The organism is Mesorhizobium sp. WSM4830 (assembly GCF_055811495.1).
The window spans coordinates 13,094-32,852 of sequence record NZ_JBVVQI010000002.1 but is presented as its reverse complement, the minus strand read 5'-3'; the positions used below and the strand labels follow the sequence as shown (position 1 = coordinate 32,852).

24 protein-coding genes are annotated in these 19,759 nt (G+C 63.9%); 14 read left to right on the top strand and 10 right to left on the bottom strand.

Annotated elements, in window-relative coordinates:
• Positions 1-247 precede the first annotated feature (247 nt).
• The 5 genes from ccmA to AC0L2Y_RS03005 all read left to right on the top strand — a co-directional run bounded on the left by ccmA (position 248) and on the right by AC0L2Y_RS03005 (position 3,505).
• Positions 248-856, top strand: coding sequence for a heme ABC exporter ATP-binding protein CcmA (gene ccmA / locus AC0L2Y_RS03025; protein WP_473553746.1), 609 nt, complete (start codon positions 248-250; stop codon positions 854-856).
• Positions 857-914: 58 nt separating this feature from the next.
• The gene (gene ccmB / locus AC0L2Y_RS03020) at positions 915-1,580 is read left to right on the top strand and encodes a heme exporter protein CcmB (protein WP_473553744.1); all 666 of its coding nucleotides are present in this window, start codon (positions 915-917) and stop codon (positions 1,578-1,580) included.
• 126 nt (positions 1,581-1,706) lie between these two features.
• Positions 1,707-1,874, top strand: a complete 168-nt coding sequence (ccmD, locus tag AC0L2Y_RS03015; protein ID WP_352567342.1) for a heme exporter protein CcmD — start codon at positions 1,707-1,709, stop codon at positions 1,872-1,874.
• Positions 1,871-2,446 (top strand): DsbE family thiol:disulfide interchange protein, encoded by a 576-nt coding sequence (locus AC0L2Y_RS03010; protein WP_352567344.1) that lies wholly within the window; start codon positions 1,871-1,873, stop codon positions 2,444-2,446. The genes ccmD and AC0L2Y_RS03010 overlap by 4 nt, the downstream gene beginning before the upstream one ends.
• Before the next feature lie 15 nt (positions 2,447-2,461).
• Entirely contained in the window at positions 2,462-3,505 is a 1,044-nt protein-coding gene (locus AC0L2Y_RS03005; protein WP_473553742.1) for a DUF2332 domain-containing protein, read from the top strand.
• A 16-nt stretch (positions 3,506-3,521) separates the two neighbouring features.
• Here AC0L2Y_RS03005 and AC0L2Y_RS03000 read toward each other — a convergent pair whose 3' ends face one another.
• Positions 3,522-3,689, bottom strand: a complete 168-nt coding sequence (locus AC0L2Y_RS03000; protein WP_023721879.1) for a hypothetical protein — start codon at positions 3,687-3,689, stop codon at positions 3,522-3,524.
• Between the two features lie 264 nt (positions 3,690-3,953).
• On the opposite strand from AC0L2Y_RS03000, the gene AC0L2Y_RS02995 reads away from it, so the two are divergent.
• Together AC0L2Y_RS02995 and AC0L2Y_RS02990 are read left to right on the top strand one after the other, a co-directional pair.
• Positions 3,954-4,871, top strand: coding sequence for an SMP-30/gluconolactonase/LRE family protein (locus tag AC0L2Y_RS02995; RefSeq protein WP_473553740.1), 918 nt, complete (start codon positions 3,954-3,956; stop codon positions 4,869-4,871).
• A gap of 32 nt (positions 4,872-4,903) precedes the next feature.
• Positions 4,904-5,110, top strand: coding sequence for a tautomerase family protein (locus tag AC0L2Y_RS02990; RefSeq protein WP_473553738.1), 207 nt, complete (start codon positions 4,904-4,906; stop codon positions 5,108-5,110).
• A gap of 183 nt (positions 5,111-5,293) precedes the next feature.
• Here AC0L2Y_RS02990 and AC0L2Y_RS02985 read toward each other — a convergent pair whose 3' ends face one another.
• From AC0L2Y_RS02985 to AC0L2Y_RS02950, 8 genes are all read right to left on the bottom strand, one after another.
• Entirely contained in the window at positions 5,294-5,827 is a 534-nt protein-coding gene (locus AC0L2Y_RS02985) for an NADPH-dependent FMN reductase (protein ID WP_473554182.1), read from the bottom strand.
• Positions 5,828-5,867: 40 nt separating this feature from the next.
• Positions 5,868-6,488, bottom strand: coding sequence for a pyridoxamine 5'-phosphate oxidase family protein (locus tag AC0L2Y_RS02980; RefSeq protein WP_473553737.1), 621 nt, complete (start codon positions 6,486-6,488; stop codon positions 5,868-5,870).
• Between the two features lie 66 nt (positions 6,489-6,554).
• A complete protein-coding gene (locus tag AC0L2Y_RS02975) occupies positions 6,555-7,220 on the bottom strand; it encodes a septation protein A (RefSeq protein WP_352450269.1) in 666 nt (221 codons plus the stop codon).
• Positions 7,221-7,280: 60 nt separating this feature from the next.
• Entirely contained in the window at positions 7,281-9,047 is a 1,767-nt protein-coding gene (ftsY, locus tag AC0L2Y_RS02970) for a signal recognition particle-docking protein FtsY (protein WP_473553736.1), read from the bottom strand.
• A gap of 11 nt (positions 9,048-9,058) precedes the next feature.
• Positions 9,059-10,360 carry a tRNA (N(6)-L-threonylcarbamoyladenosine(37)-C(2))-methylthiotransferase MtaB gene (gene mtaB, locus AC0L2Y_RS02965; RefSeq protein WP_473553734.1) on the bottom strand — a complete coding sequence of 434 codons (1,302 nt, stop codon included), beginning with the start codon at positions 10,358-10,360 and terminating at the stop codon, positions 9,059-9,061.
• Positions 10,360-11,244: a diaminopimelate epimerase gene (gene dapF / locus AC0L2Y_RS02960; protein ID WP_473553731.1), complete on the bottom strand. Its 885-nt coding sequence runs from the start codon at positions 11,242-11,244 to the stop codon at positions 10,360-10,362. Before dapF ends, mtaB begins: the two co-directional genes overlap by 1 nt.
• 282 nt (positions 11,245-11,526) lie before the next feature.
• Positions 11,527-11,688 carry a DUF1328 family protein gene (locus tag AC0L2Y_RS02955; RefSeq protein ID WP_031195454.1) on the bottom strand — a complete coding sequence of 54 codons (162 nt, stop codon included), beginning with the start codon at positions 11,686-11,688 and terminating at the stop codon, positions 11,527-11,529.
• Between the two features lie 70 nt (positions 11,689-11,758).
• Complete coding sequence (locus AC0L2Y_RS02950; protein ID WP_473553729.1) at positions 11,759-12,769, bottom strand: MBL fold metallo-hydrolase; 1,011 nt, start codon at positions 12,767-12,769, stop codon at positions 11,759-11,761.
• Positions 12,770-13,072: 303 nt separating this feature from the next.
• Here AC0L2Y_RS02950 and AC0L2Y_RS02945 point away from each other — a divergent pair, with 303 nt between their 5' ends.
• Both AC0L2Y_RS02945 and zapE read left to right on the top strand, forming a co-directional pair.
• A complete protein-coding gene (locus AC0L2Y_RS02945; protein ID WP_352493197.1) occupies positions 13,073-13,612 on the top strand; it encodes a protease inhibitor Inh/omp19 family protein in 540 nt (179 codons plus the stop codon).
• 144 nt (positions 13,613-13,756) lie between these two features.
• Positions 13,757-14,959, top strand: a complete 1,203-nt coding sequence (gene zapE / locus AC0L2Y_RS02940) for a cell division protein ZapE (protein WP_473553728.1) — start codon at positions 13,757-13,759, stop codon at positions 14,957-14,959.
• Positions 14,960-14,990: 31 nt separating this feature from the next.
• Here zapE and AC0L2Y_RS02935 read toward each other — a convergent pair whose 3' ends face one another.
• Positions 14,991-15,419, bottom strand: coding sequence for a GNAT family N-acetyltransferase (locus AC0L2Y_RS02935; protein ID WP_473553726.1), 429 nt, complete (start codon positions 15,417-15,419; stop codon positions 14,991-14,993).
• Between the two features lie 232 nt (positions 15,420-15,651).
• On the opposite strand from AC0L2Y_RS02935, the gene mdh reads away from it, so the two are divergent.
• From mdh to sucD, 5 genes are read left to right on the top strand one after another with little or no spacing between them, the layout of a single operon-like run.
• Positions 15,652-16,620 (top strand): malate dehydrogenase, encoded by a 969-nt coding sequence (gene mdh, locus AC0L2Y_RS02930; protein WP_292660644.1) that lies wholly within the window; start codon positions 15,652-15,654, stop codon positions 16,618-16,620.
• A 41-nt stretch (positions 16,621-16,661) separates the two neighbouring features.
• A complete protein-coding gene (gene sucC, locus AC0L2Y_RS02925) occupies positions 16,662-17,855 on the top strand; it encodes an ADP-forming succinate--CoA ligase subunit beta (RefSeq protein ID WP_473553724.1) in 1,194 nt (397 codons plus the stop codon).
• 4 nt (positions 17,856-17,859) lie between these two features.
• A complete protein-coding gene (locus AC0L2Y_RS02920; protein WP_473553723.1) occupies positions 17,860-18,231 on the top strand; it encodes a cupin domain-containing protein in 372 nt (123 codons plus the stop codon).
• 2 nt (positions 18,232-18,233) lie between these two features.
• Positions 18,234-18,731, top strand: coding sequence for a DUF1579 family protein (locus AC0L2Y_RS02915; RefSeq protein ID WP_473553721.1), 498 nt, complete (start codon positions 18,234-18,236; stop codon positions 18,729-18,731).
• Positions 18,732-18,743: 12 nt separating this feature from the next.
• The gene (gene sucD, locus AC0L2Y_RS02910) at positions 18,744-19,646 is read left to right on the top strand and encodes a succinate--CoA ligase subunit alpha (RefSeq protein WP_473553720.1); all 903 of its coding nucleotides are present in this window, start codon (positions 18,744-18,746) and stop codon (positions 19,644-19,646) included.
• Positions 19,647-19,759 lie beyond the last annotated feature (113 nt).

The window sequence follows — 19,759 nt, the reverse complement described above, 5'->3', positions numbered from 1 at the left end:
GGACGCCAGTGGGCATGCAAGTCACGCGCAAAGGTGCGGGTACGGCCATTTCCGCTATCCGTTCCCAAGCGTCCGGGCCGTTCAAGGCGGCACGCGCGCTGGTTCGGCGCAAATTCGGTTCCCGTGCCGACCGCTGGCACGGATGATGCGGATATAGAGAATTTTCTGGAATAGTTCTAGACACGGAATTGCCATTTTTGCTGCGGCGCACCGAAGCCGCACCTGAACTTTCGGCGAAGGGGAACGGATGCGGCTGATCGCCGAAAATCTGGGCGGCGAACGCGGCGGCGAGACGGTATTTTCCGGCATCGAATTCGCGCTGGGGGCTGGCCAGGCGCTGGTCGTTTCCGGACCGAACGGCGCCGGCAAATCGACGCTGCTCAGGATCATCGCCGGGCTGTTGCCGGTGGCGGCAGGCCGGGTGCGGTTCGAAGGCGGTGGCGAGGACTTTCCGTCGGCCGCCTCGGCCTGTCACTATCTCGGCCACCTCGACGCGATGAAGACGGCGCTGAGCGTTATGGAAAACCTGTGCTTCTGGCGCGATTTTTCGGGCGCAGGTTCCAGGGGTGTTGAAGAGGCGCTGGAGACCGTCGGGCTGGGCGGCATCGGCCATCTGCCGTTCGGCTATCTCTCGACCGGCCAGCGCCGGCGTGCGGCGATTGCAAAACTGCTGGTCAGCCACCGGCCATTGTGGCTGCTGGACGAACCAACGGCAGGGCTGGACAAGGCTTCGGAGGAGAGATTCGGCGAACTGATGGGGAAGCACCTCGAGAGTGGGGGGATCGTGGTTGCGGCGACGCATCTGCCGCTGGGGATCGAGGGGGCGAGGGAGCTCGTGATGGGCGAGGCCGCTTGATGTTGGTGCTCTACGCGACGGTGCTTGGCCTTCACGCATCCATCGGGACCGCACCATAATGTGGTCCCTCTTCCTCCGCGACATCCGCCTGAGTATCCGCGCCGGCGGCGGGGCGCTTACCGGCGTGATTTTCTTTCTCGCCGTCATCGCGACCATTCCCTTCGGCGTCGGTCCCGACCTGAAGCTGCTGGCCCGCATCGGGCCGGCGATTCTCTGGATATCAGCCTTGCTGGCCTGCCTGCTCGGCCTCGACCGGCTGTTCCAGGCCGACCGCGAAGATGGCTCGCTCGATCTTCTGGTGCTTGGCGACCACCGGTACATGCTGGCCTTGACCGTGCTGACGAAATGCCTGGCGCATTGGACGGGAAGCGTGCTGCCGCTGGTCATCGCCGCTCCCCTGCTCGGCCTGTTCATGAACATGGAGCCGGCCGGCATCGGCGCCACGGCGCTGACGCTTCTGGTCGGCACGCCGGCGATCACCTTCATCGGTGCTGCCGGTGCAGCAGTGGCAGTGGCGCTGCCGCGCGGCGGGCTGCTGATCTCGGTGCTGGTGCTGCCGCTGACCATTCCCGTGCTGATCTTTGGCGTATCGGCAAGCTATGGCGCGGTGGCGGATCCCGATCCTTTTCTGCAGCCCTTCCTCATTCTCGCCGCACTGACCTTTTTTCTTGCGGTGCTCGGGCCGGTGGCAGCGGCGCTGGCGCTTCGGCACGGAACGGACTGATGTGTTGGCTTCAGCACATGCCTGCGGCGCGGCGAACAATTGCGGAGCCGGTGGCGCGGCGTTAAGAGAAGACATGTCGGAACAAGGCGAGACGGACCGGTTGGAAAGCGCCGCGGAGCGAAAAGCATGAGCGTACACGCGCTTTATGTCACCGCCGCCTATGCGATCACGGCCGTGGTGCTGGGCGGGCTGATCGGCTGGATTCTGCTCGACCAGCGCGGCCGCAAGCGAGAGCTCGCCGAGCTGGAGGCGTCTGGCGTGCGCCGGCGCTCCGATAAGGCAGCAAAATCATGAGCACGGAAACGCAAACACCGGCGCGCCGCCGCCTGATCGTGCTGCTGCCGCTGCTGGTCTTTCTCGGGCTGGCGGGATTGTTCCTGGCTCAGCTTTTGTCCGGGCGCGACGTTTCGGAAGTGCCGTCGGCGCTGATCGGCCTGCCGGCGCCGCAGACCAACCTGCCGGCGCTCGAGGGCACCAATTTACCGGGCCTCGATTCAAGACAGTTCGCCGGCAAGGTGACGCTGGTCAACGTCTTCGCGTCCTGGTGCGCGCCGTGCCGCGAAGAGCATCCGGTGCTGCTGGCGCTGTCGCAGGACAGACGCTTCGTCATGGCGGCGCTGAACTACAAGGACCAGCCGGAAAACGCCCGTCGGTTCCTTGGCGATCTCGGCAATCCATTCCAGGCGATCGGCGTCGACCAGGCCGGACGCACGGCGATCGACTGGGGTGTCTACGGCGTGCCGGAGACCTTCGTCATCGGCAAGGATGGCAAGATCGCCTACAAGCACGTAGGGCCGCTGACGCCGGACTCGGCGCGGACGCTGCTGTTGCCGGAGATCGAGAAGGCGCTGACGGCACCGGGCTGAGGACCGGAAAACGCGATGGACGAACGAGACATCCGCGATCATTTTCTGGCTCAGGCGAAAGGCTGCGATGGACTTGGCTCGCCGTTCACCGCGAATTTATGCCGTGCGCTGGCCAAGGTTCTCGACGCAAACACCAAGACCGGGCAGGCGGTGCTCGGCTGGCCAGGCGACGCGCGCGCCGACGCCCTCACATTGCGGCTCTGCGGCGCGCTGCATGCGTTGGTCCTGACCGGTGTCGATGAACGACTGGCACTGATCTATCCGCCCAACCAGACAAGCGAAGATGAGATCGCGGCGGTGCTGCCGGAAGCAATTACGCGATCCGACGAGCGGATCGTCGCTGGCCTCGCCGGCGCCCCGCAGACGAATGAGATCGCCCGGTCGGCGATGCTGCTGCCAGGATTTCTGACGGTCGCGCGCGAAACCGGTTTGCCGCTGGATCTGTGTGAGATCGGCGCCAGCGCTGGGCTCAATCTCCTGTTCGACAGCTTTCACTATCGCTATGGCGATGCCGAGTGGGGCGACCAGGCCTCCCCCGTCCGGTTGGCGCCGGAGGTACGCGGCCTCGCTGTTCCGCTTGGTGGAGCGATCAACGTCCGCCATCGCGCCGGCTGCGACATCGCGCCGGTGAACGTCGCCGACGCAGCGGCGCAGTTACGGCTTCGGTCTTACGTCTGGGCCGATCAGGCAGCGCGGCTGGCCCGGCTCGACGCCGCGCTGTCACTTGCCGAGAAATTTCCGCCGCTGCTTGTCAAAGCGGATGCAGCGGAGTTTGTCGAGAGGGCACTGGCCGTACGGCAGCAGGGCAGCGCCTTCGTGCTCTATCATTCGATCATGTGGCAGTACCTGCCGCGGGCGACCAAGGATGCCATCATCGCTACGCTGGAGCAGGCGGGCAGACAGGCCACGGCCGCTGCGCCTATCGCAAGGCTGAGGATGGAGCCGCGCGATCCCACAAACAATTGGGCGGTACTCAGCCTCACTCTATGGCCCGGCGGCGAGACGCGCCGTCTGGCCCATTGCGATTACCACGGCCGCTGGATCGAATGGATCGGCTGAGCCGATCGCGTTCGCCTCAGCCGTAGATCTGCTTGTGAACCTGATAGAGCATTTCGCTGCGGTCGGCGCGCATGTCGGCGAGGTCGCGGCTGCTGAAGCTGTCGATTTCGGCGACGAGGCGGTTGTAATGCCGGCGCTTGGCGATGCTGGCGCGAGCGCGGCTCATGAGGCTGTCGATGATCATAGCGAGTTTCCTTTTGCGCCGCATTTCGCGGCCAGTTGTTCCTCCCTTGATCGATACGGAGCATGACATAGTTATGGTGCGTTGCAAAAATAAGATGTTGCAATGCACCATTGCGCTGGGCGCATAGCCGGTTAACGGGATGTGACCCTGCCGTCCGGGCCGGCATTCGCTTCCATAACGCTTCTGACGCATCATCGATCTTGCCATATCGATCGTGGGCTGGCTTGATCGCGGCTTGCCAAGCGATTGCTACCGGGAGGAACCATGGCCAGCGAATTCTACGAAGTTCTCGATCCGCGCTTTTCGCGGCTATTCAACGGCAATGCACAGGTCGACAGGCTGTTTACCGGCTGCCGATGGGCGGAAGGACCGGCCTGGTTTGCGGCCGGGCGCTATGTGGTCTGGTCCGACATCCCGAACAATCGCATGCTGCGTTACGACGAGACCGACGGCAGCGTCAGCGTGTTCCGTCAGCCGTCCGGCAATTCCAACGGCAACACCGTCGACCGGCAAGGCCGGCTGGTCACTTGCGAACATTCCGGCCGCCGCGTCAGCCGCACCGAGCATGACGGGTCGGTTGTCACCATCGCCGACAAATGGCGCGGCAAGCGGCTGAACTCGCCCAATGACGCCGTGGTCAAGTCCGACGGGTCGATCTGGTTCACCGATCCGAGCTACGGCATCGATACCGATTACGAGGGCGACAAGGCCGAAAGCGCGATCGGCGCCTGCCATGTCTACCGGGTCGATCCCGGCACCGGCGAGACCGAGGCGGTGATCACCGACATGGTCAGGCCCAACGGGCTCGCCTTCTCGCTCGACGAGAGCAAGCTCTATGTCGCCGATACCGGCCGCACGCATGGTGCGCAGAACCCGGCGCACATCCGGGTGTTCAATGTCGGCCAGGGCGGCAAGAAGGTCTCAGGCGAAAAGGTCTTTGCCGACTGCACCGCCGGCCTGTTCGACGGTTTCAGGCTGGATGCGGACGGCCGCATCTGGACCAGCGCCGCCGACGGCATCCATTGCTACGATCCCGACGGGACGCTGATCGGCAAGGTCAAGGTGCCGGAAGTCGTTGCCAATTGCGTGTTCGGCGGCAACAAGCTGAACTGCCTCTACATCGCCGGCACGACCTCGCTTTACATGGTCCGGCTCATGGTCAACGGCGCCAAAACATTTTGAGCGGCCGCCAAGCATATGCAAGGGAGGGAACCATGCCATTCGTGAATATCCGCCTGGTCAAGGAGGTGATTGCCGATGACCCGGCCGGCAAAAAGGCCGCGATCGCCGCCCAGGTGACGGCGGCCATCACCGGCGTCACCGGCCTGACCAACAATGATGTCTGGGTGGTCTTCGAGGAAGTCGCTGCACGCGACTGGTTCGTCGGCGAGACCGATGTCGAGACGCGGAGGAAGGGGTAGCGCGCCCACCTTCTCCCCTTGTGGGAGAAGGTGGATCGGCGCGATAGCGCCGAGACGCATGAGGGGTGCTGGAAGGAATGAGGCGGCGGCGATTTCAAGCAAATTGCCAAGCTGGAGCACCCCTCATCCGACCTCGCTTCGCGAGGCCACCTTCTCCCACAAGGGGAGAAGGGAAGGGCTCACTCAACACGAGCGGATGAATTCGGCAAAAGCCGAAAGGACGTTGCGCATCGCCAGCCGGTTTTCCGGTTCCGCCAGGATATCCTCCACCTCCGGCGGTCTCTTGCCGAGCAGCGCTATTTCGAGTGCTGCCTCCTCATAGAGTGCGAAAGACATTGTCCGCATGACCTCGGCCAGTGCGGCGCGGGCAAACAGCGAGCGCGGCGAGGCGTGGACCAGGATGGCCGGTTTGCCGACGGCGGCATCGCGCGACACCAGCCAGTCGAGCGCGTTCTTCAGGCCGCCTGGCATACCGTGGGCATATTCCGGGCAGGAGACGATGAGGCCGTCAGCGGCGGTGACCGCGTCGATCAGCGCCGCTGCTTGCGGCGGCGTCCGCTCGCCTTCATCGTCGGGGTTGAAAATCGGCAGCCGACCAAGCCCATCGTAGACGGAGACGTGACAGTCCGGCGGCGCGTTTTGCGCGAGTGCGGCGACCAGGGCCGAATTGGTCGAGGCGGCGCGCAGGCTGCCGGAGATGGCGAGGATATTGAGCAAAGGAATGGAGACCGGCTTGGGCGATTCGTTGCCGGGCACACTACCACATGGTCTTCCTGTATTCCTCGTCCAACCAGCGGTCGGTCGCCTCGGCCGCTTCGGCGAGCGCCAGCTGGTCGCGCAGGATCTGGCCGAGCGTGGGCAGCGTGGCGCGGTCGGACCAGCTCTCCGGCTTCCATAGTTCGGAGCGCATGAAGGCCTTGGCGCAATGCATGTAGGCAGCTTTGACCGTCACCACGACGACGCTTTGCGGTGCCTTGCCGTCGACCGCCAGCCGCTCACGCAATGCCGCATCGATGGTGATGCGGGCATCGCCATTGACACGCAGCGTTTCGTTCATGCCGGGAATGAGGAAGAGCAACCCGATCGAGGGATTGAGAAGGATGTTCTCCAGCGTGTCGAGCCGGTTGTTGCCCGGCCGGTCGGGGATGGCGATGGTCTTCTCGTCGAGCACCGTTACGAAGCCCGGCCTGTCGCCCTTCGGCGTCACATCGGCATTGCCGGCGCCGTCGGACGAGCCGATCAGCACGAACGGGCTCTTGCCGATGAAGGAACGGCAGTGGCCGTCCAATGTCTTCAGTTCCTTGCGGATCGAGCCGTCGGTCGGCCGAGGCGTCTTGTAGATCGTCCTCAACTCGTCACGTGTGGTGATGAATTCCATGCCCCTCTCCTCTTATTCTGGCGGAATTCCCTAGGGAAAGCGCTACGCGCTTTTCCTGGAATTGCTCTATTTGCCGGCCTTCTCTTCCTTGCCGGTCTTGTCCTCGAGCGAATGGCGCAGGATCAACGGCATTTGGCTTAACGTGAAGACAAGGGTAATGGGAATCGTGCCCCAGACCTTGAAATAAAGCCAGGCTTCCTCAGAAAAGTTGCGCCACACAACCTCGTTCAGGGCAGCCAGAAAAAGGAAGAAGAGCCCCCATCGGAAAGTGAGCTTGCGCCAGCCTTCGGCATCGAGATTGAAGGCGGAATCAAAGACATAGCCCAACAGCGATCTGCCAAACGCCAACCCGCCCAGCAACGTGATGCCGAACAGGCTGTTGATGATTGTCGGCTTCATGAAAGCGAAGGTCTTGTCCTGCAGCCAGAGCGCCAGCGCGCCAAACACAAACACCACGATGGCCGAGACCAACGGCATGATCGGCCAGCTGCGCGTCAAAATCCACGAAACGCTGAGCGATAGCGCCGTCGCCACCATGAAGAACGCCGTGGCAATCAGGATAGGCTCGCCGATATGGCCGAGGATCGGAAACTTCCCGACAAGCCATGCGCCGCGGATGGTGGTGAAAAAGAACACCAGGCCAGGCCCGAGTTCGAGCAGGAATTTCAGGCCCGGGTTCAACGCCCTGCGTCGCGGATCGGACGGGTCGCCTTCGAGGATGGGTGGGTTCATAGCGTCCTTCTTACGCATGATCCAATCCAAAAAGCCTGCAACTTTTCGGGATCATGCTCGTCAAGCCACGCCAGCGATCGCCCTGGCGAATTCGCTTGCGGAAAAGGGTTCGAGGTCGTCGACCTGTTCGCCGACGCCGATGAAATAGACCGGCAATTTGTGCTTTGCCGCGATCGCCACCAGAATACCGCCGCGCGCCGTGCCGTCCAGCTTGGTCATCACCAGGCCATTGACGCCGGCGACATTGCGGAAGATCTCGACCTGGTTGAGCGCGTTCTGGCCGGTGGTGGCATCGACCGTCTGCAGCACGGTGTGCGGCGCTTCCGGATCGAGCTTGCCCAGCACCCGGACGATCTTTTCCAGCTCCGCCATCAGCTCGGTCTTGTTCTGCAGCCGCCCGGCGGTGTCGATGATCAGCACGTCGGAGCCGGCCTCCTTCGCGCGCTCGAATGCGTCATAGGCGAGGCCGGCGGCATCGGCGCCGAGTTTCGAGGCAATGACCGGCGAGTTGGTACGCTCGCCCCAGATCTTCAACTGCTCGATCGCGGCTGCGCGAAAGGTGTCGCCGGCGGCGAGCATCACCGAAAGGCCGCCATCGGTGAGCTTTGCCGCCAGCTTGCCGATGGTCGTGGTCTTGCCGGTGCCGTTGACGCCGACAACCAGGATGACATGCGGCTTATGGCTGAGGTCCAGCTCCAGCGGCATGGCGACATGGGTCAGCACCTTCTCCACCTCGGCCGCCATGATGGCGCGAACTTCGGTGTCGGAGACGTCCTTGCCGTAGCGGCTGGCGGAGAGCGCGTCGGTTACGCGCAAAGCCGTCTCCATGCCGAGATCGGCGCGGATCAGCACATCCTCCAGGTCCTGCAGCGTGTCCTCGTCGAGCTTGCGCTTGGTGAAGACGCCGGCGATGTTGCCCGACAACTCCCGGGAAGAGCGGGCAAGCCCGTCTCGCATGCGCTGGAACCAGGAACGCCTCGGCGCCGGTTCGGGCGCCTTCTGCGGCTCAGCCTTCTGCTCGACCTTCTTGGTTACGGTGACTTTGCCGGGGGCGGGCTTTGGCTCTGGCGATGGTTGCGGAACGGCTTCTGGCTCGGGTGCGATCTCGGCGAGGACCGGCTTCGCCTCGACCGGCGCGGGCTGGCGGATCGGAGGCGGGATTTCGGCCGGTGGCGCTTCGGGCGCTGCGGGTGCTGGTGGCGTGACTTCGGCCGCGGGTGCCGCGTCTTGCAGAGGTTCGCGCTGCCCCTCACCCTTACCCTCTCCCCGTGATGGACGGGGAGAGGGGGGCGTCAGCGTCGGAGCTTTTTCCTCGCCACTTTCAAAAGGAGGCTCGGCGTGACGATCAGCCCCCTTCTCCCCGTCACTATACGGGGAGAAGGTGCCGGCAGGCGGATGAGGGGCAGCGCCAACTTCCGTGGACAGAGGCTCGGGCTGAACGATCTCCGGCTGCTCCGGCTCAGGAACTGGCTCGGAAGCGACGGGTCCGGCTCGGATCTCCTCGGCTTCCTCAGCAGGCGTTTGCGGTTCCGGCTGGATCTCTGGCTCGGGTGGAATGGTCGGCGGTGGTTCGGGCTTCGGCTCTTCAGCGGGCGCCGGTTGCGGTGCCGGAGGCAACTCTGGTTCGACTGGCGGCGGAGCTGCGGCCTCGGCCTCGGGCCGCGGCTCTTCGCGTTTCAAAAACTCCGGGACGGCCTGCTCGGCGGCCGGCTTCAGCGCTTCCAGTTCATCCCATTTGATCGGCGGCAGCGGTGCGGCCTCGTCGGGCCGCTCCTCGACCACTTCCTTCTTACCGAACGAAAATATCTTCTTGAAAAACCCAGCCATGTCTTGCGCTCTCAGGCGGCGCGGGCGGCAAGCGGCGCGGCGATCAGTCTGATACCGTCATCGCCGGCGATATCAGCCTCGACGATGTCGCCCGGCGTGCCGGCAGAGACCGCGGCCAGCGTAAACCCTTCGGTGCGGCCGAGCCCGTCGCGCTCGACCAGGATAGACTGATGCGTTCCAGCGAGCGAGGCAAGATGGCGGCGATAGGCGGCCTCGCCGGCGGCGCGCAGGCGTGCCGCGCGTTGCTTGACGACGTCGCGGCGGAGCTGCGGCATGCGCGCGGCGGGCGTGCCCTGGCGCGGCGAAAACGGGAAGACGTGGAGATGCGTCAGGCCGCATTCCTCGACGATCTCCAGCGAATTTTCGAACATGGCGTCCGTCTCGGTCGGGAACCCGGCGATGATGTCGGCGCCGAAAACGATGCCCGGGCGCAGTTTGCGCACATCCTCGCAAAAGCGGATCGACTGGTCGCGGCTGTGCCGGCGCTTCATCCGCTTCAGGATCATGTCGTCGCCCGATTGCAGCGACAGATGCAGATGCGGCATCAGCTTCGGCTCGGTGGCTATAGCGTCCAGCAGATCGTCGTCGGCCTCGATCGAATCGATGGAGGAAAGCCGCAGGCGTTTCACATCTGGCACCTGCTTCAGGATGGTCTTGACCAATTTGCCGAGCTTCGGTGCGCCCGGCAGATCGGCGCCGAAACTCGTCATGTCGACGCCGGTCAGCACGATCTCGGCATAACCATTGCCGACGAGTCGCTTGACCTGCTCGACCACGGCGCCCATCGGCACCGAGCGCGAATTGCCGCGGCCATAGGGAATGATGCAGAAGGTGCAGCGGTGGTCGCAGCCGTTCTGCACCTGGACGAAGGCGCGCGCCCGGCCCTCGATGGCGTCGACCATGTGGGCGGCCGTCTCGCGTACCGAAAAGATATCGTTGACGCGCGCCTTTTCGGTGTCGTTGACGCCGAAATCCGGCAGCGCGCGATAGGAATGCGCCTTGAGCTTTTCCTCATTGCCGAGGACGAGATCGACCTCGTCCATGGCGACGAAATCCTGCGGGCCGGTCTGCGCAGCGCAGCCGGTAACGATGATGCGGGCAGCCGGGTTCTCACGGCGGGCTTTTCTGATCGACTGCTTGGCCTGGCGTACAGCCTCGCCGGTGACGGCGCAGGTGTTGAAGATGATGGCGCCGCCTTCGAGGCTACCGAGGCCGGCACCTTCGGCTTCACGCCTCATCACCTCGGATTCATAGGTGTTTAGCCGGCAGCCGAAGGTGACGACCTCGATACCCTTGTTGCCAGGAGCAGCCATCAAGCGGCGCTTTCGGTGTCGCGCGCCCACGCCCCGGTCGACGGATCGAAGCTGCCGGAAAATTCCCATTCGGCGGCACCGGTGAGGATGACGTGGTCGTCGTCGCGCCACAAAACATGCAGCGAGCCGCCGCCGGGCGTCATCAGCGTGACGCTGCGGCCGGTGCGCCGGGTGCGGGCCGCGGCGACCACGGCAGCGCATGCGGCCGTGCCGCAGGCCTTGGTCAGGCCGGCGCCGCGCTCCCAGGTGCGGATGGCCATGGTCTCCGGCGAAGTCACCTGCGCGATGGTGATGTTGGCGCGCTCGGGGAAGATCGGGTGGTTTTCGAGCAGCGGGCCGAAGCGCTCGAGCTCGTAGGACCAGACGTCGCGGTCGACCCAGAAGATAGCGTGCGGATTGCCCATCGAGACGACCGAAGGCGAATGCAGTACCGGCGCATCGATCGGGCCGATCTGCAGTTCGATCATGCGGGTGTCGCGGAATTCCTCGGCCAGCGGGATGTCCTGCCAGCCAAAGCGCGGCCTGCCCATGTCGACCGAGATCGTTCCGTCGGCATGTTCCTCGGCATTGAGGATGCCGGCGACTGTTTCAAAAGCAAATGTCTTCTGGCCGGTCTCGGCGGCGAGCGCCTGGACGACACAGCGCATGCCGTTGCCGCAGGCTTGCGCGCTGGTTCCGTCGGAATTCAAGATGTCGATAAAAAAGGCGGTGCCCGGCGTCCTGGGGTCGTGGATCGCCATGATCTGGTCGAACCTGGTCGCCGCATCGGCATTAAGCGCGATGGCTGCCGCAGGCGTCACGCGATCGGCACGGCCGCGCATATCGGCAACGATGATCTCGTTGCCGATGCCGTTCATCTTGGCGAAAGGGGCCGCGCTTGCCATCGATCGAAAGGTCTCTTGCCGGTTTGGCGCCTATATGGCGGATAGCGGCAGAAATTACCAGCGCGGCTTAAGCTGTGTCGATATTCAGGTGATGCCGGCCTGCGAATGGCAGTTCCCTGCGCTTCCGGCCTTCGCCGGCCGAAGCACTCATGAGCGGTCGTGGCAGTTAAGGCTACGGCCGGCGTAGGCCGGTGCTCACGTACCCAAAAGTACGCTCCGCTCCGGTTCTCGGAAACCACCATTCTCGGCGCGGCCTGACCTGAATCTCAACACACCTTAGTTTCACGTCACCGCGAAGACGCCAAGCACGATCAGCAGGAAGATGATCAGCACGATGCCGATGAGGATACGCGCGCCGGTGGCGGCGGCTCCGGCCAGTGCCGGCATGCCGAGCAGGCTTGCCGCGGCCGCGATAATCAAAAGAATGATGATCCACCTGATCATGAGAGACACCTCGCAGCCGACAGGTTTGAACACCTACAAACGTCTATGTGATGCCTTAGGTTCCGCCGCGCTAAACCTCCGGTACGTCCCAGACTTCGCCCGGCCGCAAGGCGCGAAAACGTTGCCGCGGCAGGCCGGCAGCATCGAGCGCTTCGCCGAGCTTTCTGGGCGGCTCGTCGATCGGCTCGTTGGTGAGCCGGAACGTGCCCCAGTGACAGCCGGCGGCATAGGAAGCGTTGCACAACAGCATGCCTTGCACCGCCTCCTCCGGATCCTGGTGATGCGGCGCCATGAACCAGCGCGGCTCGTAGGCGCCGATCGGCAGGATGGCGAGGCGGAAGCCGCCGTGCTTTTGCGCCATCAGCCGGTAGTTGATGCCGCCGTGGAAGCCGGTATCGCCGGCGAAATAGATCTTTGCGCCGGGTGTCTCGATGACGAAACCCGCCCACAGCGCCATGCGCCGGTCGCGGGTACCGCGGGCCGACCAGTGGTGCACCGGCTCGACATGGACGGTGACGCCATCGCCGATATCGACCCGGTCGCCCCAGTCATGCGCCGAAAGCCGCATACGGGGCACGGCAGCGCCGATGATCGTGTCGTTGCCGAGCGGCGTCAGCAGCAGCGGGTCGTGTCTTGTCTTCAGGCGCTTCAGCGTGGCGAGGTCGAGATGGTCGTAATGGTTGTGGCTGACCAGCACGAGATCGATGGGCGGCAAATGCGAAAAGGCGATGCCCGGTGGATTGACGCGTTTCGGACCGGCGAAGGAGAGCGGCGAGACGCGTCGCGACCAGACCGGGTCGGTCAGGATGTTCAGGCCGGCTGTCTGGACGAGCAGCGAGGAATGACCGACCATGGTGAGGCGCAGCGTAGAACCATCGATGCGCTCGACCGGTCTTGCCGGTGGAAACGGGCTCGGATCCGCCGCCGGCCATTTCGAGCGTTCGCGGCTCAATTGCCATTTCAACAGATCGGCAAAGCGACCCGGCGGCCGCCCGTCGGGATTGAAGAACAAGGTGCCGTCGAAATGATCGCTGGGCGGCCCGCTGTAATAGCGGTTGGCGGCTCTCTTTCTCGCGGCCAAGAAATCGGCTCCCTGCAGTTGCTGATCGCCAAGAGATAATGCCGGCGCCGGCCCGCACAAGCATTTGAGGTGACCGCCAGGGATCTGGCGCCAGCGCGCCGTATCGCATCAACCGGAGGTGCCGGCCAAACGGCCAAGGCGTAACGCAATTCAGGCAATGCGCATTTTGCGACAAATTTGCAACATTAGCGGCGCAAACCGTATTTTAACCATATCGGGTTGAAATTTCGCCACCTTCTCCATCTTGGTGAGGGGGACATTGCGCGGACGGCATCCTCAGCCGGATCCGACGGAGGTTGAAGAATGAAATTTTCGAAAACCGGCCTGCTGGCCGTATCGTTGGCCGCGCTCGTTGCGAGCGGCTGTTCAACCTCACGGTTCACATCAATGGACGAGCAGCAGCCGGCGCCGCTGGAAGCTGCGCCCGCCGGCAAGGTGACCGCAAACCAGCTGCCGCCGCCCGCGACACCCGGCCCGGCCGATCCGTCGAAGTTCCCGACCGCGCCGCAGAACACCCAGGTCGCCTCGCTGCCGCCCGACGGGACGGCTCCGGCCGGTGCGGCCGACCTCACCGCGTCCAGCGTCGCCGGCGTGTGGAAGGCAAGCGTGTCCGGCCAGAGCTGTCAGGTGGCGACGCCGCAGACCAAATTCGGGTCGGGCTACCGCGCCGGACCGCTGCATTGCCCGGCGCCGCTCGACGGCATCAAATCCTGGAACGTCGCCGGCAAACAGCTGACGCTCTATGACGAGAACGGCGGCACGCTGGCACGGCTTTATTCCTCGGGCGGCGAGAAATTCGACGGCCAGACTTCCAACGGCCTGCCGATCTCGCTTACAAGGTAAGAGAACGGCCCCCATTGTTACGCAATTCCGGACGGAAAACCGCTACACACTTTTCTTGGGATTGCTCTCTTTTGTTTTTTACGCAATTCCGGACAGAAAACCGTTACACACTTTTCTTGGGATTGCTCCGGAACGACGTGACCGATGCATCTGCGTGACGGCCTCCAGACCCATGCGACCGTCAAGCAGCGCTACGACCATCTGGTCGAGACGGGCGCCATCGGGCGCGATCCGGCGCAGGAGCGAATCGCCGCTGCGCTCGACCGGCTGATCGACGAAATATCGGCAAAGCGGCTGGCGCAGAAATCAAGCGCGCTGGGGTGGTTGTTCGCCCGCAAGCGCGAGGTGCACGAGGCGGTCAAGGGCCTCTATATCCATGGCGGCGTCGGCCGCGGCAAGACCATGCTGATGGACATGTTCTTCGAGCTGCTGCCGGTGCGGCGCAAGCGCCGGGTGCATTTCAACGACTTCATGGCCGACGTGCAGGACCGCATCCAGAAGCACCGGCAGGCTCGCAAAAACGGCACGGCCAAGGAGGACGACCCGATCCCGCCGGTGGCGCGCGCGCTGGCCGAGCAAGCCTGGGTGCTGTGCTTCGACGAGTTCTCCGTCACCGACATCGCCGATGCGATGATCCTGTCCAGGTTGTTTTCGGCGTTGTTTGCCAATGGCGTGGTGCTGGTCGCCACCTCCAATGTCGCGCCGCAGGATCTCTACCGCGACGGTCTGAACCGCCAGTTGTTCTTGCCGTTTGTCGCTATCCTGGAGCGCCACGCGCAGGTGCTGGCGCTTGACGCCGACAAGGATTACCGCCTCGACAAGCTTAGCCGCATGCCGGTCTACGTCACCCCGGCCGATGCCGCCGCCGACCATGCGCTCGACGACGCGTGGGCGGTGATGACGCATGGCAGGCCGACGGCCGAGACGATGCTGACGGTGAAGGGCCGGCACGTCGTGGTGCCGCGTGCTGCCGGCGAGGCGGCGCGGTTTTCGTTCGCCGATCTCTGCGAGAGGCCGCTCGGCGCCCGCGACTATCTTGCCATTGCCAGCCGTTTCTCGACCATCTTCATCGACCATGTGCCGGTGCTCGGCGAAGGCAAGCGCAACGAAGCCAAGCGCTTCATCCTGCTGGTCGATACGCTCTACGATCATCATTTACGGCTGGTGATGAGCGCCGCGGCACCGCCGGCGCAGCTCTATACGGCCAAGCGCGGCAACGAAGTCTTCGAGTTCGAGCGGACCGCATCGCGGCTGATCGAGATGCAGAGCCACGACTGGCTGGAGGACTGGGCGGAGAGGCAGAGGGCGCAGGGATCATCGGCGGAGGCACGGCAGGCTCAGGCGTGAGGGATAGTACAGAAGGGGGCGCTGCCGGCGCCTATAATCGATAAACATACATGACGAATCCCTCCGCCGGCCCATGCGGCTCTCTTCGCGACTCGTAAAGTGCGCGAGCAGCAACATTGTCCGGCTCGGTGCCGACCCACGCCTCCTCACAGCCATGCTCGCGACCGAGTGCGAACATGGCGCCGAGCATCCTCGTCGCAATGCCCTGGCGTTGAAAGGCCGGCGCCACGCCGACTTCGTCTATGTAGAGTTCGCTCACCTTGTCCGGGTGGCGGTGGACGACGGCTGCGCATTGGCCAACGACGATGCCGTCGGCGAGGGCCACGACCATGAAATGACCGGCCTCCATGAGATAGGCGGAGAGCCGATCCGGCCTGACCGGCTCGTCGAAGACTTCGTCGGCGACCCGCATCACAAGGGCGTCATCGCCAGGAAACAGCCTTCTGATTTCCAGTGCCATTGTGTAGAATTCCTCTAGTCGGCTTCAGAACTTTGACGTTTACGTAATTCCCGTTGTTTCTAACCGATTGAAATTACTCACTCCAAAATAATCGTTTGAATTTTTGTGCGGCCGGGGCTATTGCGTGCGGCGAATTTCGCGGTTCCGCAGCATTCCGGCCTCTTCCTCCGACGCCGTCATCAAATCGTCAAGGATTTGGGCGCCGTCATAGTCAAAGGGAAAACATCCTGACATGGCACGCAACAAGATAGCGCTCATCGGCTCGGGCATGATCGGCGGCACCCTCGCCCACATGGTCGGCCTCAAGGATCTCGGCGACGTCGTGCTGTTCGATATCGCCGAAGGCATCCCGCAAGGCAAGGGGCTGGACATCGCGCAGTCGTCGCCGGTCGATGGGTTCGACTCCAGGCTGACCGGCGTCAACGACTATGCCGGCATCGAGGGCGCCGACGTCTGCATCGTCACCGCCGGCGTGCCGCGCAAGCCCGGCATGAGCCGCGACGATCTTCTGGGCATCAATCTGAAGGTGATGGAGCAGGTCGGCGCCGGCCTCAAGAAATACGCGCCGAAAGCCTTCGTCATCTGCATCACCAATCCGCTCGACGCAATGGTCTGGGCGCTGCAGAAGTTTTCCGGCCTGCCCAAGAGCCATGTCGTCGGCATGGCCGGCGTGCTCGACAGTTCGCGCTTCCGTTATTTCCTGGCCGAGGAATTCAAGGTCTCGGTCGAGGATGTCACCGCCTTCGTGCTTGGCGGCCATGGCGATTCCATGGTGCCGATGATCCGCTATTCGACGGTTGCCGGCATCCCGCTGCCCGACCTTATCAAGATGGGCTGGACCTCGAAGGAGCGGCTCGACCAGATCGTGCAGCGTACCCGCGACGGCGGCGCCGAGATCGTCGGCCTGCTCAAGACGGGCTCTGCCTTCTATGCGCCGGCCGCCTCGGCCATCGCCATGGCCGAAGCCTATCTCAAGGACAAGAAGCGGGTGCTGCCCTGTGCGGCGTACCTCTCCGGCCAATATGGCGTCAAGAACACCTATGTCGGCGTTCCCGTGGTGATCGGCGCCGGCGGCGTAGAGCGGATCATCGAGATCGAGCTCGCGAAGAGCGAACAGAAGATGTTCGACAGTTCGGTCGCGGCGGTGCAGGGCCTGTGCGACGCCTGCGTCAAGATCGCTCCGCATCTCGCGGCCAAGTAAGCCGGTAACCAAGCCCGCCAAGCAAGCTGGAGACATAGCGCATGAACATCCATGAGTATCAGGGCAAGGCGCTGCTGAAAGGCTTTGGCGCACCCGTCGCCGAGGGCGTGCCGGTGTTCAAGGCGAACGAGGCGGAAGCCGCCGCCAAAGCGCTGCCCGGCCCGCTCTATGTGGTCAAGAGCCAGATCCATGCCGGCGGCCGCGGCAAGGGCAAGTTCAAGGAGCTCGGCCCCGATGCCAAGGGCGGCGTCAGGCTGGCGAAGTCGGTGGCCGAGGTCGTCGCCAACGCCAAGGAGATGCTCGGCCATACGCTGGTCACCAAGCAGACCGGCCCGGCCGGCAAGCAGGTCAACCGGCTCTATATCGAGGACGGCGCCGATATCGAGCGCGAGCTCTATCTGTCGATCCTGGTCGACCGCTCGGTCGGGCGCGTCGCCTTCGTCGTCTCGACCGAGGGCGGCATGGACATCGAGGCGGTCGCCCACGACACGCCGGAAAAGATCATTACCGTCGCCATCGACCCGGAAAAGGGCGTGACGGCCGACGATGTGAAGAAGCTCAACGCCGCACTGAGGCTCGACGGCGACGCCGCCAAGGATGGCGCGACCCTGTTTCCGATCCTCTACAAGGCGTTTGTCGAGAAGGACATGAGCCTGCTCGAGGTTAACCCGTTGATCGTCATGAAGAGCGGCCGGCTCCGCGTGCTCGACGCAAAAGTGTCGTTCGACAACAACGCGCTGTTCCGTCATCCGGACGTGCTCGAATTGCGCGACACCACCGAAGAGGACGAGAAGGAGATCGAGGCGTCGAAATACGACCTCGCCTATGTCGCGCTCGACGGCAATATCGGCTGCATGGTCAACGGCGCCGGCCTCGCCATGGCAACGATGGACATCATCAAGCTTTATGGCGCCGAGCCCGCCAACTTCCTCGATGTCGGCGGCGGCGCGTCGAAAGAGAAGGTGACGGCGGCGTTCAAGATCATCACCAAGGATCCGGCGGTCAAGGGCATCCTGATCAACATCTTCGGTGGCATCATGAAGTGCGACATCATCGCCGAAGGCGTTATCGCCGCGGTCAAGGAGGTTGGCCTGCAAGTGCCGCTGGTGGTGCGGCTGGAAGGCACCAACGCCGAGCTCGGCAAGAAGATCATCAACGACAGCGGGCTGAACGTGGTGTCGGCCGATGACCTCGATGACGCAGCCAAGAAGATTGTCGCGGCGGTGAAGGGCTGAGCCTGTGCCTCCGCGCAAGATCAATCTCGTCGAGGCGGCGGACGCGAAGATCGCCAAGGTGTTCGATCCGCACATTGCCGGCGACGTCAACGACAGCCAGGCCAAGGTTGCCAAGTTCGGCGAAGTCTTCGATTGGCACGCGCATGACAACGAGGACGAGGCCTTCCTGGTGCTGCGCGGCCGCATCGCCATCGATTTCCGCGACGGCACGGTGGAGCTTGGCAGCGGCGATTTCATCGTCGTGCCGCGCGCCGTCGAGCACCGTCCGCGCTCGCTGAGCGAAGAACCTGTCGTGCTGATGTTCGAGCCGGCGACGACGCTCAACACCGGCAATGCCAAGAGCGACCTCACGGTCGCCGAGCTGAAGCGGCTCTGACCATGAACGCGGCACCGTTCTCCTCCCTCTCGGCCGATCACCAGCGCCTGCAGGCGCTGGTCGGTGCCTGGCGTGGCGAGGAGGAGATTTCGGGCACTCAGTGGGCCGACCCCGGCACGGCGGCTTCGGAAGTGCTGGCCGAGGCGCAATTCGGCGGCCTGTTCGTGGTGCAGCGCTATCGCCAGCGCCGCGACGGCACGGTTTCGTTCGGCTCGCACAATGTGTTCGGCTTCGATCAGCAGAACAGCCTCGTCACCATGCATCAGTTTGACTCGATGGGGCTCGTGCCGGCATCGCCCGCCACCGGCGCTTGGAACGGCAGCGAATTGGTTCTGGATCGGTCGTCGCCGCGTGGCGCGGCGCGCGTGACGTATATTTTTGACGATGCCGACACCTACCTCATGCGACTGCATTTCAAACCTGCCGGCAGCGATAGCTGGCAAGACATGGTGAGCGGCGTCTACCGGCGCGTCTCGCCTTCCTCGATCAACGGTTTTTAGAAAAGGGCTCCGATGTCCATTCTCGTCGACAAGAACACCAAGGTGCTGGTGCAGGGCCTGACCGGCAAGACCGGCACGTTCCACACCGAACAGGCGCTGGCCTATCACGGCACCAAAATGGTCGGCGGCATCCACCCCAAGAAGGGCGGCGAGACCTGGACCGGCGCCAAGGGCGAGGCACTGCCGATCTTCGCCACCGTAGCCGAAGGCAAGGCCAAGACCGGTGCCAACGCTTCGGTCGTCTACGTGCCGCCGGCGGGTGCTGCGGAAGCGATCCTGGAAGCGATCGAAGCGGAGATCCCGCTGATCGTCTGCATCACCGAGGGCATACCGGTAATGGACATGATCAAGGTCAAGGCGAGGCTCGACCGTTCGACGTCGCGGTTGATCGGGCCGAACTGCCCCGGCGTGCTGACCCCCGACCAATGCAAGATCGGCATCATGCCCGGCAACATCTTCCGCAAGGGCTCGGTCGGCGTTGTTTCGCGCTCGGGAACGCTTACCTATGAGGCGGTGTTCCAGACCACCAATGTCGGTCTCGGCCAGACCACCGCCGTCGGCATCGGCGGTGATCCGGTCAAAGGCACGGAGTTCATCGACGTGCTGGAGATGTTCCTCGCCGACGACGAGACCAAGTCGATCATCATGATCGGCGAGATCGGCGGCTCGGCCGAGGAAGACGCCGCGCAGTTCCTCAAAGACGAGGCAAAGCGCGGCCGCAGCAAGCCGATGGCAGGCTTCATCGCCGGGCGCACCGCGCCGGCGGGCCGCACCATGGGCCATGCGGGCGCGGTCATCTCCGGCGGCAAAGGCGGCGCCGAAGACAAGATCGCGGCGATGGAATCGGCCGGCATCAAGGTTTCGCCATCGCCGGCCCGGCTCGGCACGACGCTGGTCGAGGCGATCAAAGGGTAAGGCAGTAAGGGAGTAAGGCAGTATGGCAGTAGGGGAATAGGAAGAACGGGACCGAGTGCGGCAACCGCCAGCTTTCCCTACTGCCTTACTCCCCTACTGCCCTACTCCCCTCC

Coding starts and splice junctions, on each gene's coding strand:
- ccmD (WP_352567342.1), top strand. CDS start 1,707: ATGAGCGTACACGCGCTTTATGTCACCGCCGCCTATGCGATCACGGCC.
- dapF (WP_473553731.1), bottom strand. CDS start 11,244: ATGGCAAGCGCGGCCCCTTTCGCCAAGATGAACGGCATCGGCAACGAG.
- mdh (WP_292660644.1), top strand. CDS start 15,652: ATGGCACGCAACAAGATAGCGCTCATCGGCTCGGGCATGATCGGCGGC.
- AC0L2Y_RS02915 (WP_473553721.1), top strand. CDS start 18,234: ATGAACGCGGCACCGTTCTCCTCCCTCTCGGCCGATCACCAGCGCCTG.
- AC0L2Y_RS03010 (WP_352567344.1), top strand. CDS start 1,871: ATGAGCACGGAAACGCAAACACCGGCGCGCCGCCGCCTGATCGTGCTG.
- AC0L2Y_RS02935 (WP_473553726.1), bottom strand. CDS start 15,419: ATGGCACTGGAAATCAGAAGGCTGTTTCCTGGCGATGACGCCCTTGTG.
- sucC (WP_473553724.1), top strand. CDS start 16,662: ATGAACATCCATGAGTATCAGGGCAAGGCGCTGCTGAAAGGCTTTGGC.
- AC0L2Y_RS02995 (WP_473553740.1), top strand. CDS start 3,954: ATGGCCAGCGAATTCTACGAAGTTCTCGATCCGCGCTTTTCGCGGCTA.
- AC0L2Y_RS03005 (WP_473553742.1), top strand. CDS start 2,462: ATGGACGAACGAGACATCCGCGATCATTTTCTGGCTCAGGCGAAAGGC.
- sucD (WP_473553720.1), top strand. CDS start 18,744: ATGTCCATTCTCGTCGACAAGAACACCAAGGTGCTGGTGCAGGGCCTG.
- AC0L2Y_RS03000 (WP_023721879.1), bottom strand. CDS start 3,689: ATGATCATCGACAGCCTCATGAGCCGCGCTCGCGCCAGCATCGCCAAG.
- ftsY (WP_473553736.1), bottom strand. CDS start 9,047: ATGGCTGGGTTTTTCAAGAAGATATTTTCGTTCGGTAAGAAGGAAGTG.
- AC0L2Y_RS02945 (WP_352493197.1), top strand. CDS start 13,073: ATGAAATTTTCGAAAACCGGCCTGCTGGCCGTATCGTTGGCCGCGCTC.
- AC0L2Y_RS02990 (WP_473553738.1), top strand. CDS start 4,904: ATGCCATTCGTGAATATCCGCCTGGTCAAGGAGGTGATTGCCGATGAC.
- ccmA (WP_473553746.1), top strand. CDS start 248: ATGCGGCTGATCGCCGAAAATCTGGGCGGCGAACGCGGCGGCGAGACG.
- zapE (WP_473553728.1), top strand. CDS start 13,757: ATGCATCTGCGTGACGGCCTCCAGACCCATGCGACCGTCAAGCAGCGC.
- ccmB (WP_473553744.1), top strand. CDS start 915: ATGTGGTCCCTCTTCCTCCGCGACATCCGCCTGAGTATCCGCGCCGGC.
- AC0L2Y_RS02980 (WP_473553737.1), bottom strand. CDS start 6,488: ATGGAATTCATCACCACACGTGACGAGTTGAGGACGATCTACAAGACG.
- AC0L2Y_RS02955 (WP_031195454.1), bottom strand. CDS start 11,688: ATGATCAGGTGGATCATCATTCTTTTGATTATCGCGGCCGCGGCAAGC.
- mtaB (WP_473553734.1), bottom strand. CDS start 10,360: ATGGCTGCTCCTGGCAACAAGGGTATCGAGGTCGTCACCTTCGGCTGC.
- AC0L2Y_RS02975 (WP_352450269.1), bottom strand. CDS start 7,220: ATGAACCCACCCATCCTCGAAGGCGACCCGTCCGATCCGCGACGCAGG.